Consider the following 14,342-nt stretch of genomic DNA (forward strand, 5'->3'; position numbering starts at 1 on the left):
GGGCTGTCCACGGATGACCAGCACGGCAGGGATCCGTCAGGGTTGCATGCGGAGCGTCAGCCGGAGCGTCAGCTCGAGCGCCCGAGGGCCTGGAGCAGAGCGCGGCTGGCCCCCTGCGGATCCACCGCCGCGGTGATCGCCCGCACCACCGCCACCCGGGCGGCTCCGGCGGCGAGCAGCTCCGGAACCTCCTCCATCCCGATCCCCCCGATCGCAAAGAAGGGGATCGGGCACTCGGCCGCCGCCGCCCGCACATAGTCCAGGCCCACGGGGGAGCGGCCTGGCTTGGTCGGCGTGGCCCGCACGGGGCCGACCCCGACGTAGTCACAGCCGTCCCGCACCGCCTGGCGGAGCTGGTCGAGGCCATGGGTGCTCCGGCCGATCAGGCGCTCCGGACCCAGCAGCCGCCGGGCCAGGGCAGGGGGCAGGTCCCCCTGGCCCAGGTGCACCCCGTCGGCCTCCACGGCCAGGGCCAGATCCACCCGGTCATTGACGATGAACAGGGCCCCATGGCGCGCACACAGCGCACGCAGGGCCCGGGCCTGCCGCAGCCGCTCCTGGTCATCGATGGGCTGGCCCGCCGCGCCGGGGCTTCCCTCCTTGGCCCGGTACTGGACCAGCCGCACCCCGCCGGCGATGGCGGCGCCCACGACTCGCTCCAGATCGGGGATCGGACTGGTCACCAGATAGAGGTGACACTGCGCCAGGGCCAGGCGCCGGCTCTCGGCCTCTCCCCCTGCCCTCAGCAGCTCCACCTCCAGGTCATAGAGCTCGTAGCGGATCGCCGCGGCCTCCGCGGCCAGCGCGGGGTCCGGGGCCCGGGCGAACTCCTCAATCACCCGCAGGGCCTCCTGCACCCGGGCCGCGTTGGCGGCCACGACCTGCGGGGGGTCGCGGCGCTCGGCCTGGGCGGGATGGGTCATCCCCGCCCCCGGATCGGTGGCGGTGTGGCGGGCAAACTTGTAGGGGGCCCCGTGCAGCCGGCCCAGCCGCTGGCGCATGTCCTTGGTGCGGGCGACCAGATCGGCCCGCCCGAGGCCGAAGCGCGCCCAGTCCTCCAGCACCCGCAGGCCCTCCCGGGCCCGGTCCAGATTGGCGTCGAGCAACCGCTGCACGGCCGCTTCGGCCTGCGGGCTTGGCGGTGGAACCTCGGGAGCAACCATGGGCGTGGCCAGGTCTGGAAGAGCGGAGCGCAGCCTGTCTAGACCGAAGCCTGTCTAGGCCGAAACCTGTCTAGGTTGGGGCCGTATCCGTGGGCCGGCCGGCCCGACCCGAGGGGAGATGGAGCAGGGAGGAGCCGACAGCCCGATGCTGGTGCTGGTCTCAGGAATTCTGCTGCTGGGCGGGATCGCCGCCTTCATGGGCTGGGGTCTCACCCATGCCTACCCGGCCGGCTAGGACCCGTGCCTGCTCGGCATCCAGGCCGATCTGACGGCTGAGGGCCTCCAGGCCCGCAAACCGTTGCTGCCCGCGCAGCAGGGCCAGGGGTTCCACCCGCAGCCGTCTTCCCGTCAGCTCCACCACCCGGTCCAGCAGGTGCACTTCGACCGCGGAGGGGGCCCCCGGATCGACGGTGGGCTGGAGGCCGAGGTTCATCACGGCCGGCAACCAGTCGCCCACCCCATCGAGCTGGGCCCGGGCCGCGTAGACGCCCTCCAGGGGCAGGAACTTGCGCCCATCCACCTGGAGGTTGGCGGTGGGCCACCCCAGCTGCCGTCCCAGGCCACGGCCCGCCACCACCTCACCGCTGAAGCGGTAGGGGCGCTCCAGCAGCCGCTGGGCCTCGCCCAGATCCCCGGCGGCCAGGGCCCGCCGGATGCGGCTGCTGCTGAGCCGCTCCCCCCCGTCGGACAGCATGGGCAGCACCTCCACCCGGATGCCCCGCACCGCGCCGAGCGCCTGGAGGGTGGCGGTGTCGCCGCGGCGATCCACCCCGAAGCGGAAGTTGGTGCCCACGGCGATCACCCGGGCATCCAGCTGGCCGACCAGCACCTGATCGACGAAGGTCTCCGGATCGAGGGCAGCCAGCGGGCGGTCGAACGGCACGAGCACCAGCTGGCGGATGCCCAGCGGCTCGAGCAGCTCGAGCTTCTCGGAGGGGAGATCCAGCCGCAGCCGGGTCTCCCCATGCAGCACCTCCCGCGGGTGGGGCCAGAAACTCACCACCGTGGGCACCAGACTGGCGGGCCGCTGATCGCCGGTCACAGCCGCGATCACCCGCCGATGGCCCCGGTGGAGACCGTCGAAACTGCCGAGGGCGATGGCCGTGGGGCGCCGGGCCTCCTGGGGTGTTCGCAGCGGAATCAACGCGACAGATCCCAACGCCGGTGCAGGCCTGGCCGATCTTCCCATGGCACCTTTGGGGCAACCCTCACGGTGCCGCGATGGCTGACCGCCTCGATCTGCAGCTCGTCTCGGCGGCCCTGCGACGCATGGGCTGGGTGCGCTTCTGGACCCAGCTCGTGCTCGGCGTGGTGGTGGTGGGCGTGCTCGTCTTCAACAACATCGGTGGGCGGCTGGCCGCCAATTCCTCCCGGGCCCTCGGGCTGGGACCAGGGATTTCCCTCACCACCCTGGCCTTCCTGCTGCTGCTGTGGTGCATCTGGCAGAGCTGGCTGGTGGTGCGCTGCGGCAGGGCCCTGGCCGGCCCCGTGCGCCCCAGCCGGGGGGAAACGGCCCGTCTGATCAAACGGGGCCTGCTCGGGGACCTGCTCGGCCTCACCCTCGCCGCCGTGGGTTACCAGGCCATGGCGGGGAGCCTGTTCGTGCAGGCCTCCCAGCAGGTGCCCGGCTTCTTCGGAGCGCAGATCCAGCAGGCGCCGGGGGTCGGTGGCCGCCTGGTGGGACTGCCGATCACCTCGATCGAGATGTTTTCGGTGCTGGGCAACACCCAGGTGCTCTTCGCCCACCTGATCGGTCTGGCGATCAGCCTGTGGCTGCTGCAGCGGATCTACAGGACCGGCTGAGACAGTTCCAGTCGCGGCAGATCGCTGGCCGCCCCACGCCAGAACAGCTCCGGCTGCAGCGGGGTGAGCGAGACCCCACCGCCATGGACGTGGGCGACGTCGATGGGCCAGCCCGCCGGACCGGCCACCTCCGCCTCGAGGTCGTTGGCCACCTCACCGGCCAGCCAGTAGTAGGCGCGGCCGCGGGGATCGACCCGCCGGTCGAACTGGTCGGTGTAGCGGCGCACGGCGGTGCGGCACCAGCGCAGGGCGCCGATGCTCTCGGCGGGCAGGGGAGGCACGTTGAGGTTCAGCAGCATGCCGCTGGGCCAGCCGGCCGCCAGCATCTGCTCCGCCACGTCCAGGGCGATCCCGGCCGCCGGGACGAACTGGCGCCACTGGAAGTCCGCACTGCTCACCGCCAGGGAGGGCAGCCCCTCGATCGTGCCCTCCATCGCAGCGCTCACCGTGCCCGAATAGAGCACGTCGGTCCCGAGATTCGGACCGTGGTTGATGCCGGAGAGCACCAGATCGGGCCACTCCTCGAGCAGGGAGAACAGGGCCAGCTTGACGCAGTCGCTGGGGGTGCCGCTGCAGGCCCAGGCCGTGACGCCGTCATCGAAGAGCTCATCGGCCCGCTCCGCCCGGATCGGCGTCTGGAGGGTGAGCCCATGGCCGGTGGCGGAGCGCTCCTGATCCGGACACACCACGCTCACCTGATGGCCCCGGGCGACGGCAGCGTTGGCCAGGGTGCGGATGCCGCCGGCGAAGACCCCGTCGTCGTTGCTGATCAGGATCTTCAGGGAGGCCATCGGTGGAGTTCGCGCTGCTCCGTACAGTCTCCCCCTAGCCACCCGAGCCTGCGACCGCCGTGACCGCCACCGTGTCCCTGCAGCAGCTCAACGACCAGCTCGAGCAGCTGGAGGCCCAGGCCTCGGCCGAGATCGCTGCGGCGACCACCGCACCGGAACTCGAGGACCTGCGGGTTCGGCTGCTCGGCAAGAAGGGCCGCCTCTCCACCGTGCTGGGGGCGATGGGCAAGCTGAGCGGCCCGGAGCGCCCCCTGATCGGCCAGCGGGCCAACCAGCTCAAGGATCAGCTGCAGAGCCTCCTGGCCGAGCGGCTGGCCGCCGTGAAGGCCGCGGCCATGGCGGAGCGGATCGCCGCCGAAAGTCTCGATGTCACCGCCCCGTGCAGCTACGTGCCGCCGGGCCACCGCCATCCGCTGCTCAGCACGATCGAGGAGATCGTGGACATCTTCTCCGGCCTCGGCTACGGGGTCTCGGAAGGGCCTGAGATCGAATCGGACTACTACAACTTCACCGCCCTCAACATCCCGGAGCACCACCCGGCCCGGGACATGCAGGACACCTTTTATCTGGCCGACGGTCGCCTGCTGCGCACCCACACCTCCCCGGTGCAGATCCGCTACCTGGAGAACAACCCTCCACCGGTGCGGGTGATCGCCCCGGGGCGGGTCTACCGGCGTGACGCTGTGGATGCCACCCATTCACCGGTGTTTCACCAGGTGGAGGTGCTGGCGATCGACGAGGGGCTCGATTTCAGCCACCTGCGCGGCACCGTGACCACCTTCCTGCAGCGCTTCTTCGGCGACCTGCCGGTGCGCTTCCGCGCCAGCTACTTCCCCTTCACCGAACCCAGTGCCGAGGTGGACGTGCAGTGGCGGGGCCGCTGGCTGGAGGTGATGGGCTGCGGCATGGTCGACCCGGCCGTGCTCCATGGCATGGGCCTCGATCCCGAGCGCTGGAGCGGCTTCGCCGCCGGCCTGGGGGTGGAACGCTTCTGCATGGTCCGCCATGGCATCGACGACATCCGCCGGCTCTACACCAGCGACCTGCGCTTCCTCGAACAGTTCTGAGCTGACCCACCCCAGCCCGCGCCACCTTCCGGCGCAACCACCGGACCCCCATAAACTCGAGCAGCCCCCCGCCACCCGATCGGTGCCCCGCGTCGGACTGATCGTGAATGACGGCAAGGATCTGGCCCTGGCGACGGCGGATTCGATCGAAGCCCGCCTGGTGGCGAGCGGGCGCGAAGTGGTGCGGGTGAGCAGTTCCGGCGGCATGGTGGGGTTCGCCAACCCGGACCAGCACCTGCGCGCCAGGGGTTACGCCGCCTGCGTACCGGCCAGCTTCAGCGAGGAGATGGAGCTGGCGATCGTGCTCGGGGGCGACGGCACGGTGCTCTCGGCCGCGCGGCAGACCGCCCCGATCGGGGTTCCGATCCTCACGGTGAACACCGGGCACCTGGGGTTCCTGGCCGAGGCGTACCTCCATCAGCTCGACCAGGTGCTGGCCCGGGTGCTGGCGGGGGAGTGGACCGTGGAGGAACGCACCCTGCTGGTGGTGAGCGTGATGCGCAGCGAGCAGCGACGCTGGGAAGTGCTGTGTCTCAACGAGATGGCGCTGCACCGCGAACCGCTCACCTCGATGTGCCACTTCGAGATCGCCATCGGTCGCCACGCTCCGGTGGACATCGCCGCTGACGGGGTGATCCTCTCGACCCCCACCGGTTCGACGGCCTACGCCCTCTCGGCCGGCGGACCGGTGATCACGCCCGACTGCCCGGTGCTCCAGCTCACACCGATCGCCCCCCACTCCCTGGCCTCCCGGGCGCTGGTGTTCAACGATCGCGAACCGGTGACGGTGTTCCCCGCCACACCGGAGCGGCTGATGATGGTCGTCGACGGCAGTGCGGGCTGTTACATCTGGCCGGAGGACCGGGTGCTGATCCGTCGCAGCGAGCACCCCGTGCGGTTCGTGCGCCTCAACGACCACGAGTTCTTCCAGGTGCTGCGCAACAAGCTGGGCTGGGGGCTGCCCCATGTGGCCAAACCCGGCAACGGTCTCGAAGGCGGAGCGGGACCGCAGCCATGACCCGGCGGAGAGCCCATGAACCCTGACCGGGTATGGCTGCTGGGACCGGAGGCCGAGGCACTCGCCGACAGGCTGAAGGCCTCCGGCTATGCCCTCTGCGCCAGCGCTGCGGAGCAGCCTGAGCTGGTGGTGCTCTCGGCCTGCCAGGCCGGCCGGATCGCCGCCTTGCGGCGCGTACTCGGCGCGGTGCCCCTGCTGCTCGACGTGCGCGACGACACCGTGGAGGCCCGATCCCACTGCCTCAGCGCCGGTGCCGATGACTTCTGGCTCTCCAGCCTCGGTCCCAGCGACCTGCTGATGCGGCTGCGGCTGCAGCTGCGCATCAGCCGCAGCGTGCCGCTGCCGACCCAGCTGCTGACGATCGCGGATCTGATGGTGAATCCCACCACCCGCCAGGTGAAGCGTGGCCAGCGGACCGTGGCGCTCACCGCCCGGGAATACCAGCTGCTGCTGTTGCTGCTGGAGCGCAGGGGCACGGTGGTGAGCCGAGACCAGATCCTGCGCCAGGTGTGGGACGACCGCCAGGCCACGAACAGCAACGTGATCGAGGTCTACGTGCGCTATCTGCGCCAGAAGCTGGAGGAGGGGGGGGAGCGGCGCCTGATCCACACGGTGCGGGGCCAGGGGTACTGCCTGAGCGAACGGCTTCCCCAGCAGGAGGACCGCTGATGCGCGCTCCCACCACGCCCCGGCGGCCCCGGACCGTTCTGGGCCTGGCTCTGGGCCTCGGCCTGGGGACGGCCCTGGCCCTCAGCCCCGCCGGCCCGGGGCCCCGGGCCTCCGCCCAGGCCCAGCAGCCTCCCCAGTTCCTGGCGATCGAAGCCCGCTGGTGCCTGGAGCCCAACCGCTGCATCGCCCTCGAGGTGGCCGCCACTCCCCGCCAACAGGCCCTGGGCCTGCAGCTGCGTCCACCGCTGCCGCCGCTGCGGGGCATGTGGTTTCCCTATGCCCAGCCGACACCGACCCGCTTCTGGATGCACCGCACCCCCGAACCGCTGGACATGCTGTTCGTGGCCGGGGGCCGGGTGATCGCGATCGAGGCGGCAGCCCAGCCCTGCCCCCATCTTCCCTGCCGCAGCTATGGCCCCGACGAGCCGGTGGATGGGGTGATCGAGCTGGCCGCCGGCCAGGCGACGGCCCAGGGCATCACCCTGGGCACTCCGGTGCGGATCGAACGGTTGCCGGGAGCCGTCCCGTGAGCACCAGCACCGGGTTCATCGGAGCCAGTCGCGTGCCATCGGCCAGCGGCGCGCCCCGCCAGCTCTGAAGCTGCGCCACCGTCACCGCCAGACCGGCCTGCTCCAGCACGGGCCTCAGCTCCGCCAGGGCTTCCAGGGTGGCCAGGGGAATCACCACCATCCCCCCGGGGCGCAACCGGGGCAGGAGGGCCTGCAGGATGGCCGCCCGCTCCCGCCCGCCGCCGCCGAGCAGCACCCGATCCGGATCCGGCAGCTCCGCCAGCACGGCCGGCACCCGCCCCTCCAGCACGCCCTGGGGCTCCACCCCCAACCGCCCGGCGTTGGCCCGGATCAGGCCGGCGGAACCGCCCCGTGCCTCCACGGCCCACAGCTGCAGAGCGGGCCGCAGCCGCAGGGCCTCCAGGCCGATCGAGCCCACGCCGGCCCCGACGTCCCAGAGCACCCCGCTGGCGGGGAGGTCGAGATCCGCCAGCACCTGGATCCGCACCTCCCGCTTGGTCATCAGGCCGGGACGATCGGGATGCTGCAGGAAGAGCCCATCCGGCAGCCCGAACAGCGGCAGGGAGTCCGGCGGTGGGGACGGGGGGGGCTCGGCCAGCAGCACCACCAGGTGGAGGGGATCGAGGTCGGCCGGCAGGGGTTCGGCCGCGTCCAGCCGCACCACCCGCTCCTGGGGATGGCCGAGGCGCTCACAGAGCCAGAGGGCATAGCAGCCGGCAAGTCCGGAGGCGCCCAGCACCCGCCGCACCTCCTCGACCCCGCCGCGGCCGGGGTCGGTGAGCACGGCCAGGGCGGTGGGCCGCCGCTGCAGCGCCGCCGCCAGGGGGGCCGGATCCCGACCGTGCAGGCTGATCCAGCTGGCGTCCTGCCAGGGCTGGGCGAGCCGCGCGAAGGCCAGTTGCAGGGAGCTGGGGGCGGGGTGGAAGCGCAGCGCCTCGGCCCCCAGCGCCTGCACCAGCAGGCGCCCGATACCGAACCAGAGGGGATCGCCGCTCGCCAGCACCACCGCCGGCTCAGCCGCGGCCAGCGCCTGCTGCAGCCGCGGCATCAGCGCGGCGGGGCTGTCGCTGGCCAGGCACTCCGCCTGGGGGAAGGCAGCGCGCACGGCATCGAGCAGGCGCCGGGGGGCGGCCAGCAGCCGGGCCTGCTCGAGCAGGGCCCGCTGGAGCGGGCCCAGGCCGGCCGGTCCGGCGGCATCGCAGCCCACCACATCGATCCAGCCGGTGGTTCTGGCCAGCGCCGTGCCTGTCACTGGAGCCATGATGCTGAGCTGCGCCCCCCGCCGCCGCCGTGAGCGATCGCCGCCAGCGCCTCCATGAACTCGTGCTCGCCCTGATCCGGCAGCAGGACGGCCTGGAACTGCTCGACGCCGACGGGGTCGTGGGTGGCGCCGCCGGCGGGCGCGACCCGGCCAGCTGGCTGGATCGCAACCGCCGGCTCGTGGAGCACTACCAGGCCCTGGTGCGCACCGCCGTCACCCTGGACGCCCTAATCGATCAGGAAAGCGCCGACCATCTCTGACAAGCTGGCCCCCACTTCCCACCGCTCCATGGCGCGCCTCGGCCTTTCCGCCCTCAAGACCCTGCTGCAGGGGCGAGGCTCCGATCGCCAGGGCCCTCCCCCCCCGGCCAGCTGGTCCCGCCCCTTCGGCCTGGGCTGGGAGGAGCCCTACACGGTGCGCTACGCCAGCAACCTCGATGACGGGCCGAACCACGGCATGCCCCTGGGCGGATTCGGGGCCGGCTGCGTCGGCCGTGCGCCGGACGGCAGCTTCAACCTGTGGCATCTCGATGGCGGGGAACACTGGTTCGGCACCCTGCCCGACTGCCAGTTCGCCCTGTTCGAACGCGGTGCCAGCGGCAGCCGCGCCCATGCCCTGGCCGTTCAGCCTGAGCGCGACGCCTCCCGACCGGAAGCCGGCCAGCCCCTGGGCGCCTGGAGCTGGTACCCGGCCAGCACACCCGAGCGGAGCAGCGGCACCTATGCCGCGCGCTACCCGCTGAGCTGGACGACCTACACGGGGGTCTTCGAAGCCCAGGTCGGCTGCGAGGCCTTCAGTCCGATCCTGCCGGGCGACTATCTGCGCAGCAGCTACCCGGTGGCGGTGTTCCGCTGGAGGCTCACCAACCCCGGGCGCGAGCCGCTCGACCTCTCCCTGCTGCTGAGCTGGCGCAACACGACGGGCTGGTTCACCAACACCGATCCGGCCGCGGCGGTGCACTTCCGCGACGACGGCAGCCCCGAGCACAACTACCTGCCGGCGATCGGCCGCACCGAAGGCCAGCGCAACCGCTGGGTGGATGCGGGCCGGCTCAAAGGGGTCCTGCTCGACGGCCAGCGCTCCGAGCCCCTGGCCGAGGGCCAGGGGCAGTGGTGCATCGCCACCGATGCAGGGCTGGAGGAGCGCCACCCCGGCCTGCGCATCCATCGCTGCAGCCGCTGGAACCCCGCCGGTGACGGGGCCGAACTGTGGGAGCCGTTCGCCCGCGACGGCTCGATCCCCGACAGCAACAACGACCGCCACAGCGGCAACGACGACCCCGCCAGCGCCGCCCTGGCCGTGCAGCTGCAGCTGCAGCCCGGCGAGTCGATCGAGATCCCAGTGGTGATCAGCTGGGACCTGCCGGTGACGGCCTTCGCGACCGGCAGCCGGACCCTGCGCCGCTACACCGACCGGTTCGGGAGCGATGGCGGCCAGGCCGCCGCCATCGCGGCGGAGGCCCTCAGCGACTGGCCGGACTGGCTCGAGCAGGTCGAGGCCTGGCAGCAGCCCGTGCTGGAGCGCACGGACCTCCCCGAACCGCTGCGGATGGCCCTGTTCAACGAGCTCTACGACCTGGCCTCCGGCGGCACCCTCTGGACCGCGGCCTCGCCGGAGGATCCGTTGGGGCGCTTCGGAGTGCTGGAGTGCCTCGATTACGCCTGGTACGAGAGCCTCGATGTGCGGCTCTACGGCTCCTTCGCCCTGCTGCAGCTCTGGCCCGAGCTCGACAAGGCGGTGCTGCGCAGCTTCGCCCGGGCCATTCCCGCCGCCGACCCCACCCCGCGGCCGATCGGCTGGTACTTCACCCAGGGCCGGGGCCGGGTGGAGGCGCCCCGCAAGGTGGCCGGGGCCACCCCCCACGACCTGGGCGCCCCCAACGAGCGCCCCTGGGATGCCACCAACTACACCGCCTACCAGGACTGCAACCTCTGGAAGGACCTGGCCAGCGACTTCGTGCTGCAGGTGTGGCGCACCTTCCGGCTCGCCCCCACCGGCGAGGACCTGCGCTTCCTGGCCGACTGCTGGCCGGCCGCAGTCACGGCCCTCCGGTACCTCAAGACCTTCGATGCCAACGCTGACGGCCTGCCCGACAACGGCGGCGCCCCCGACCAGACCTTCGACGACTGGCCGCTGCAGGGGGTGAGCGCCTACTGCGGCGCCCTCTGGATCGCCGCCCTGGAGGCGGCCCTGGCCATGGCCCAGCAGCTCCAGCTCGCCATGGGGCTGGACACCTCGGCCGAGCAGCGGGAATTCGGCACCTGGCTGGAGCAGTCGCGCGGCAACTTCGACCGGCTGCTCTGGAATGGCGAGTTCTACAGGATCGATGCCGAGAGCGGCACACCGGTGGTGATGGCCGACCAGCTCTGCGGCGATTTCTATGCCCGGCTGCTCGGCCTGCCCGCCGTGGTCGCCGAGGAGCGCGCCCGCAGTGCCCTGCAGGCGGTGAAGGAGGCCTGCTTCGAGGGCTTCCAGGGGGGACGCCTGGGCGTGGCGAACGGCCTGCGCCGCGACGGCACCCCCCTCGATCCCGACGGCACCCATCCCCTGGAGGTCTGGACCGGGATCAACTTCGGCCTGGCGGCCTACTACCGCCTGATGGGCGAGCGCGACACCGCCCTGGCGATCACCGGAGCCGTGGTGCGGCAGGTGTACGACGGTGGCCTGCAGTTCCGCACCCCGGAAGCGATCACGGCGGTGAACACCTTCCGGGCCTGTCACTACCTGCGGGCCATGGCGATCTGGGCCCTCTGGGCCACCCACACCGGCTGGCAGCCGATCCCGGGGGCCGACCGGGAGGCCCTGGCGTGATGGGCCCTCCCACCACCACCCCCTGGCTGGAGCGGCTGGCCCTGGGCGTGGTGGTGGCCCTGCTGATCGGCCTGATCACGGCCCCGCCGGCCCTGGCCCAGCTGCACAGCCATCCGGATGAGAACGGCACGCCGGTGGTGCGCAGCCTGGAGAGCCTCCGCGACCTCGACTATCAGAGCTGGCAGCTGGTCGCCTACCGCGAGGGGCGTGCCGGAGGCCCCCTGCGGCTGCGGGTGGTGGGCTACCCCGGCAAGGTGCGGCTGGACCACCCCACGGCGCTGATCGTGCGCAGCGGCCGCAGCCGCTGGGAGCTCCCCGACCTCACCCTGGCCAATCCCCGTCTGGCGGCCGATGGCCGAGCCGCGGCCGCCGAGTTCGACCTCTCCCCCCTGCTGGCCGAGCTACGGCAGGACCGTCCGCTGCGGCTGCAGCTGCCGGGGGTCTTCGTGGAGCTGCCCGTGCCGCCCTTCGTGGTCGCCGAGTGGCGCAGCCTGCCGAGCGCTCCGGCATGAGCGCGCCTCCCGGCAGGCTCACCGGCGGGGTCAGCGGCGGGGCCACGGCCCTCTGGCGCCCCTGGATGGAACGGGCCCTGCAGCTGGCGGCGCTGGGCTGCGGCCGCACCAGCCCCAACCCGCTGGTGGGCTGTGTGGTGCTGGATGCGGAGGGCCGGCTCGTGGGCGAAGGCTTCCACGCCAGGGCCGGTACCGCCCATGCGGAGGTGGGGGCCCTGGCCCAGGCCGGCCAGCGGGCCCGGGGGGGGACCGCGGTGGTGACCCTGGAGCCCTGCTGCCACCACGGCCGGACCCCACCCTGCACCGAGGCCCTCATCGACGCGGGCATCAGCCGGGTGGTGGTGGCGATGGGCGACCCGAACCCCCTGGTGGGCGGGGGGGGCCTCGCGCGGCTGCGGCAGGCCGGTCTGGAGGTGATCGAGGGCGTCGCCACGGCTGAGGCCCAGGAGCTCAACCGGGCCTTTGTGCACCGGATTCGCCACGGCCGACCGCTGGGGATCCTCAAATGGGCGATGGGGGCCGATGGACGCACCGCCCTCGGGAACGGCGCCAGCCAGTGGATCAGCGGCCAGCAGGCCCGGGACTGGGTGCATGGCCTGCGGGCCAGCTGCGATGCGGTGATCGTCGGCGGTGGGACCCTCCGTGCGGACGATCCCCTGCTCACCTCCCGCGGCCGGCGGGATCCCGAACCGCTGCGGGTGGTGCTCAGCCGCAGCCTCGACCTTCCCGCCGATGCCAGGCTCTGGCAGAGCGCCACCGCCCCCACGCTGGTGGCCCATGGCTTCGGCGCGCCGGCCCGGCGCCGCTTCCAGCTGGATCAGCGCGGCGTGGAGCGGCTGGTGCTCGAGACCTGCGAACCCCTGGCGCTGCTGGAGCGGCTCGCGGCGCGGGGCTGCAACCAGGTGCTGTGGGAATGCGGCCCCGACCTGGCCGCCGCGGCCCTCGCCCAGGGATGCGTGCAGCAGGTGGCCGCCGTGATCGCGCCGAAACTGATGGGCGGCACCCCGGCCCGCACCCCCCTGGGGGATCTCGGCTTCACCAGCATGGAGCAGGTGCCCGCCTGGCAGGCAACCCCGCCCCGCGGCCTCGGGCCAGACCTGCTCTGGCAGCTGAAGGCACCCCAGAACTGAGCGGGAGCCCGACCGCTTGCCAGCCCCACGCTCAGACCAGCTCCGGGTGCGCCGGATCGCCCTTGAACGGACCCTGGTGCCAGGGCAGGATCCAGCCGCCATAGAAGCCCCCGGGCTGGGGCACCACCGCCACGCCATCCACCCAGCAGCCGTCCATCAGGCCCGGATAGAGCGAGAACCAGCCGGCCAGGGGGGCATAGGCGGGGCTGGGGTGGGGATAGCTCCAGAGTGCCCGGCGCAGCCGGCGCTCCTCGCCACCACCGGGCGCCACCACCACATCCCAGTAGCTGGCGACACCCTTCCACTCGCAGTAGGAATGGCCGGCGGCGGGGCTGAGCAGCTCCTGGCGCAGGGCGTCCGGAGGCAGGTAGACCGTGGGGGGATGGAAGGTTTCCTTCACCCAGAGGGAGCGGTCGGAGAGGGCCAGCAGCTGCCCGAGTGCTTCGACGCGCACGGGCCGATCGAAAGCCACCAGGGCGGGAGGACGGGGGTAGTCGGCCACGCGCTCCAGGGGGTGCCGGGCTGGCCCGGGGGCGTCCTGGCGGCCTGGCACTGGATCGACCATGGGATGCCCGCGGCCCCTCAGGCGTTGATGAAGTGGCGCAGCCGCCTGGCCTCCTGTCCGGCCCGACGCTGCAGCTCCGCGTCGCTGAGCCGGGATTCCTGGCGCTGCTGGGCGGCGATCACATCGGCCTCCTCGACGGCATAGCCGGCGCCCCGGGCGAGGTCGAGGAAGTCCACCAGTTCCAGCGGTTCAGCCAGCCTGGCGGCCAGGGGTTGACGCTGGCGGGCCTCAGCCAGAAAGGCATCCAGTTGCTCGAGGCTCACCAGCGCAGCTCCATCTGCTTCTGGTCTAACGGTTGGTCTGACGGTGGCGGGGGCGCGGCCGGCGGCTTCGACACGGGCTCGACCAGCCAGCCCTGGTCATCCCACGGCTGCAGGAGTGGCTCCAGGGCCCGCAGTGCCGGGCCATCGCAGGGCGAGAGCCAGGGATCCTCCAACCCATCCGGGATCAGCACGGGCATGCGGTCATGGAGCGGGGCGATCAACCGGTTGGCGGCGGTGGTGAGCACGCAGCAGGTGTCGAGCTCCGTGCCGTCGGCGCCGATCCACCGCTCCCACAGCCCCGCCAGCCAGAACGGAGCCCCATCACAGCGGCGGATGTGGTGCCCCTTCTCATAGAAGGCATCGGCGGGGATCAGGCAGCGGTGATGGCGCCACGGTCCCCGGAAACTGGCCTTCTGCGCCACGGTCTCGGCGCGGGCGTTGATCGGTCGGGCGTGGCCGGCAGGGTCCTTGACCCAGGCGGGCAGCAGCCCCCAGAGGGCCAGATCGGCGTGGCTGCGGCCGTGCTCCCGGCGCAGCAGAAGCACCGGCTCGCCCGGGCGGATCAGGGGCCGGGGGGCGTAATGCTGGAGCAGTCCTGCGGGCAGGGGCCCGTCCAGGCGGGGCAGCAGGCGATCGAGCGGACTGGTGAGGGAATAGCGGCCGCACATGGGCCCAGTCTGCCGGTGAGGATCGGTTCTCCCACCCCCGGGCGGAAACGGCGCCGATCTGGCCAGACCTAGTTTGGGACCACCTTTGGCT

The 14,342-nt window shown here is 72.4% G+C and carries 16 protein-coding genes; 9 read left to right on the plus strand and 7 right to left on the minus strand.

The genetic code is table 11. The features are described from left to right. Positions 1-68: 68 nt before the first annotated feature. Positions 69-1,163, minus strand: coding sequence for a thiamine phosphate synthase (locus ACLNEE_RS06160; RefSeq protein WP_411421723.1), 1,095 nt, complete (start codon positions 1,161-1,163; stop codon positions 69-71). A 160-nt stretch (positions 1,164-1,323) separates the two neighbouring features. Beyond that, complete coding sequence (locus ACLNEE_RS06165) at positions 1,324-2,307, minus strand: bifunctional riboflavin kinase/FAD synthetase (RefSeq protein ID WP_411421722.1); 984 nt, start codon at positions 2,305-2,307, stop codon at positions 1,324-1,326. A gap of 77 nt (positions 2,308-2,384) precedes the next feature. Between ACLNEE_RS06165 and ACLNEE_RS06170 the strand changes: the two genes are divergently transcribed. Then, positions 2,385-2,966 (plus strand): DUF3611 family protein, encoded by a 582-nt coding sequence (locus tag ACLNEE_RS06170; RefSeq protein WP_411421721.1) that lies wholly within the window; start codon positions 2,385-2,387, stop codon positions 2,964-2,966. On the opposite strand, the gene surE is transcribed toward ACLNEE_RS06170, so the two are convergent. Next, positions 2,951-3,757 (minus strand): 5'/3'-nucleotidase SurE, encoded by an 807-nt coding sequence (gene surE, locus ACLNEE_RS06175; RefSeq protein ID WP_411421746.1) that lies wholly within the window; start codon positions 3,755-3,757, stop codon positions 2,951-2,953. The genes ACLNEE_RS06170 and surE overlap by 16 nt on opposite strands. Before the next feature lie 59 nt (positions 3,758-3,816). Here surE and pheS point away from each other — a divergent pair, with 59 nt between their 5' ends. From pheS to ACLNEE_RS06195, 4 genes are all read left to right on the plus strand, one after another. Continuing rightward, positions 3,817-4,824 (plus strand): phenylalanine--tRNA ligase subunit alpha, encoded by a 1,008-nt coding sequence (gene pheS / locus ACLNEE_RS06180; protein WP_411421720.1) that lies wholly within the window; start codon positions 3,817-3,819, stop codon positions 4,822-4,824. An 82-nt stretch (positions 4,825-4,906) separates the two neighbouring features. Next, positions 4,907-5,842, plus strand: coding sequence for an NAD(+) kinase (locus ACLNEE_RS06185; protein ID WP_411421719.1), 936 nt, complete (start codon positions 4,907-4,909; stop codon positions 5,840-5,842). A 15-nt stretch (positions 5,843-5,857) separates the two neighbouring features. After that, positions 5,858-6,511 (plus strand): winged helix-turn-helix transcriptional regulator, encoded by a 654-nt coding sequence (locus ACLNEE_RS06190; RefSeq protein ID WP_411421718.1) that lies wholly within the window; start codon positions 5,858-5,860, stop codon positions 6,509-6,511. Continuing rightward, positions 6,511-7,041 carry a DUF192 domain-containing protein gene (locus ACLNEE_RS06195; RefSeq protein ID WP_411421717.1) on the plus strand — a complete coding sequence of 177 codons (531 nt, stop codon included), beginning with the start codon at positions 6,511-6,513 and terminating at the stop codon, positions 7,039-7,041. Before ACLNEE_RS06190 ends, ACLNEE_RS06195 begins: the two co-directional genes overlap by 1 nt. Here the strand turns inward: ACLNEE_RS06195 and cbiE are convergent. Further along, positions 6,989-8,302: a precorrin-6y C5,15-methyltransferase (decarboxylating) subunit CbiE gene (cbiE, locus tag ACLNEE_RS06200; protein WP_411421716.1), complete on the minus strand. Its 1,314-nt coding sequence runs from the start codon at positions 8,300-8,302 to the stop codon at positions 6,989-6,991. The two genes, ACLNEE_RS06195 and cbiE, sit on opposite strands and share 53 nt — an antisense overlap. Before the next feature lie 29 nt (positions 8,303-8,331). Here cbiE and ACLNEE_RS06205 point away from each other — a divergent pair, with 29 nt between their 5' ends. The 4 genes from ACLNEE_RS06205 to ribD all read left to right on the plus strand — a co-directional run bounded on the left by ACLNEE_RS06205 (position 8,332) and on the right by ribD (position 12,755). Beyond that, positions 8,332-8,562, plus strand: a complete 231-nt coding sequence (locus ACLNEE_RS06205) for a hypothetical protein (RefSeq protein WP_411421715.1) — start codon at positions 8,332-8,334, stop codon at positions 8,560-8,562. A 28-nt stretch (positions 8,563-8,590) separates the two neighbouring features. Next, positions 8,591-11,113, plus strand: a complete 2,523-nt coding sequence (locus ACLNEE_RS06210) for a GH116 family glycosyl hydrolase (protein WP_411421714.1) — start codon at positions 8,591-8,593, stop codon at positions 11,111-11,113. Continuing rightward, a complete protein-coding gene (locus ACLNEE_RS06215) occupies positions 11,113-11,625 on the plus strand; it encodes a DUF3122 domain-containing protein (RefSeq protein WP_411421713.1) in 513 nt (170 codons plus the stop codon). The genes ACLNEE_RS06210 and ACLNEE_RS06215 overlap by 1 nt, the downstream gene beginning before the upstream one ends. A gap of 65 nt (positions 11,626-11,690) precedes the next feature. Then, on the plus strand, positions 11,691-12,755 hold the full coding sequence (gene ribD, locus ACLNEE_RS06220) for a bifunctional diaminohydroxyphosphoribosylaminopyrimidine deaminase/5-amino-6-(5-phosphoribosylamino)uracil reductase RibD (protein WP_459382400.1): 1,065 nt from the start codon (positions 11,691-11,693) through the stop codon (positions 12,753-12,755). Between the two features lie 31 nt (positions 12,756-12,786). Here the strand turns inward: ribD and ACLNEE_RS06225 are convergent, their stop codons facing one another. The 3 genes from ACLNEE_RS06225 to ACLNEE_RS06235 are packed head-to-tail and all read right to left on the minus strand — an operon-like array spanning position 12,787 to position 14,251. Then, entirely contained in the window at positions 12,787-13,320 is a 534-nt protein-coding gene (locus ACLNEE_RS06225; RefSeq protein WP_411421711.1) for a DUF427 domain-containing protein, read from the minus strand. Between the two features lie 17 nt (positions 13,321-13,337). Next, complete coding sequence (locus ACLNEE_RS06230) at positions 13,338-13,583, minus strand: Nif11-like leader peptide family RiPP precursor (RefSeq protein WP_411421710.1); 246 nt, start codon at positions 13,581-13,583, stop codon at positions 13,338-13,340. Further along, positions 13,580-14,251 carry an SOS response-associated peptidase gene (locus ACLNEE_RS06235; RefSeq protein WP_411421709.1) on the minus strand — a complete coding sequence of 224 codons (672 nt, stop codon included), beginning with the start codon at positions 14,249-14,251 and terminating at the stop codon, positions 13,580-13,582. The genes ACLNEE_RS06230 and ACLNEE_RS06235 overlap by 4 nt, the downstream gene beginning before the upstream one ends. Between the last annotated feature and the right edge of the window lie 91 nt (positions 14,252-14,342).

The organism is Aphanothece stagnina RSMan2012 (genome assembly GCF_046764815.1).
GTDB lineage: Bacteria > Cyanobacteriota > Cyanobacteriia > PCC-6307 > Cyanobiaceae > NIES-981.

What these genes read in the sequence shown, in the direction of transcription:
- ACLNEE_RS06225 (WP_411421711.1), bottom strand. Translation starts at nt 13,320, where the DNA reads ATGGTCGATCCAGTGCCAGGCCGCCAGGACGCCCCCGGGCCAGCCCGG.
- ACLNEE_RS06195 (WP_411421717.1), top strand. Translation starts at nt 6,511, where the DNA reads ATGCGCGCTCCCACCACGCCCCGGCGGCCCCGGACCGTTCTGGGCCTG.
- ACLNEE_RS06235 (WP_411421709.1), bottom strand. Translation starts at nt 14,251, where the DNA reads ATGTGCGGCCGCTATTCCCTCACCAGTCCGCTCGATCGCCTGCTGCCC.
- ACLNEE_RS06190 (WP_411421718.1), top strand. Translation starts at nt 5,858, where the DNA reads ATGAACCCTGACCGGGTATGGCTGCTGGGACCGGAGGCCGAGGCACTC.
- ACLNEE_RS06215 (WP_411421713.1), top strand. Translation starts at nt 11,113, where the DNA reads ATGGGCCCTCCCACCACCACCCCCTGGCTGGAGCGGCTGGCCCTGGGC.
- ribD (WP_459382400.1), top strand. Translation starts at nt 11,691, where the DNA reads ATGGAACGGGCCCTGCAGCTGGCGGCGCTGGGCTGCGGCCGCACCAGC.
- ACLNEE_RS06160 (WP_411421723.1), bottom strand. Translation starts at nt 1,163, where the DNA reads ATGGTTGCTCCCGAGGTTCCACCGCCAAGCCCGCAGGCCGAAGCGGCC.
- surE (WP_411421746.1), bottom strand. Translation starts at nt 3,757, where the DNA reads ATGGCCTCCCTGAAGATCCTGATCAGCAACGACGACGGGGTCTTCGCC.
- ACLNEE_RS06210 (WP_411421714.1), top strand. Translation starts at nt 8,591, where the DNA reads ATGGCGCGCCTCGGCCTTTCCGCCCTCAAGACCCTGCTGCAGGGGCGA.
- ACLNEE_RS06170 (WP_411421721.1), top strand. Translation starts at nt 2,385, where the DNA reads ATGGCTGACCGCCTCGATCTGCAGCTCGTCTCGGCGGCCCTGCGACGC.
- cbiE (WP_411421716.1), bottom strand. Translation starts at nt 8,302, where the DNA reads ATGGCTCCAGTGACAGGCACGGCGCTGGCCAGAACCACCGGCTGGATC.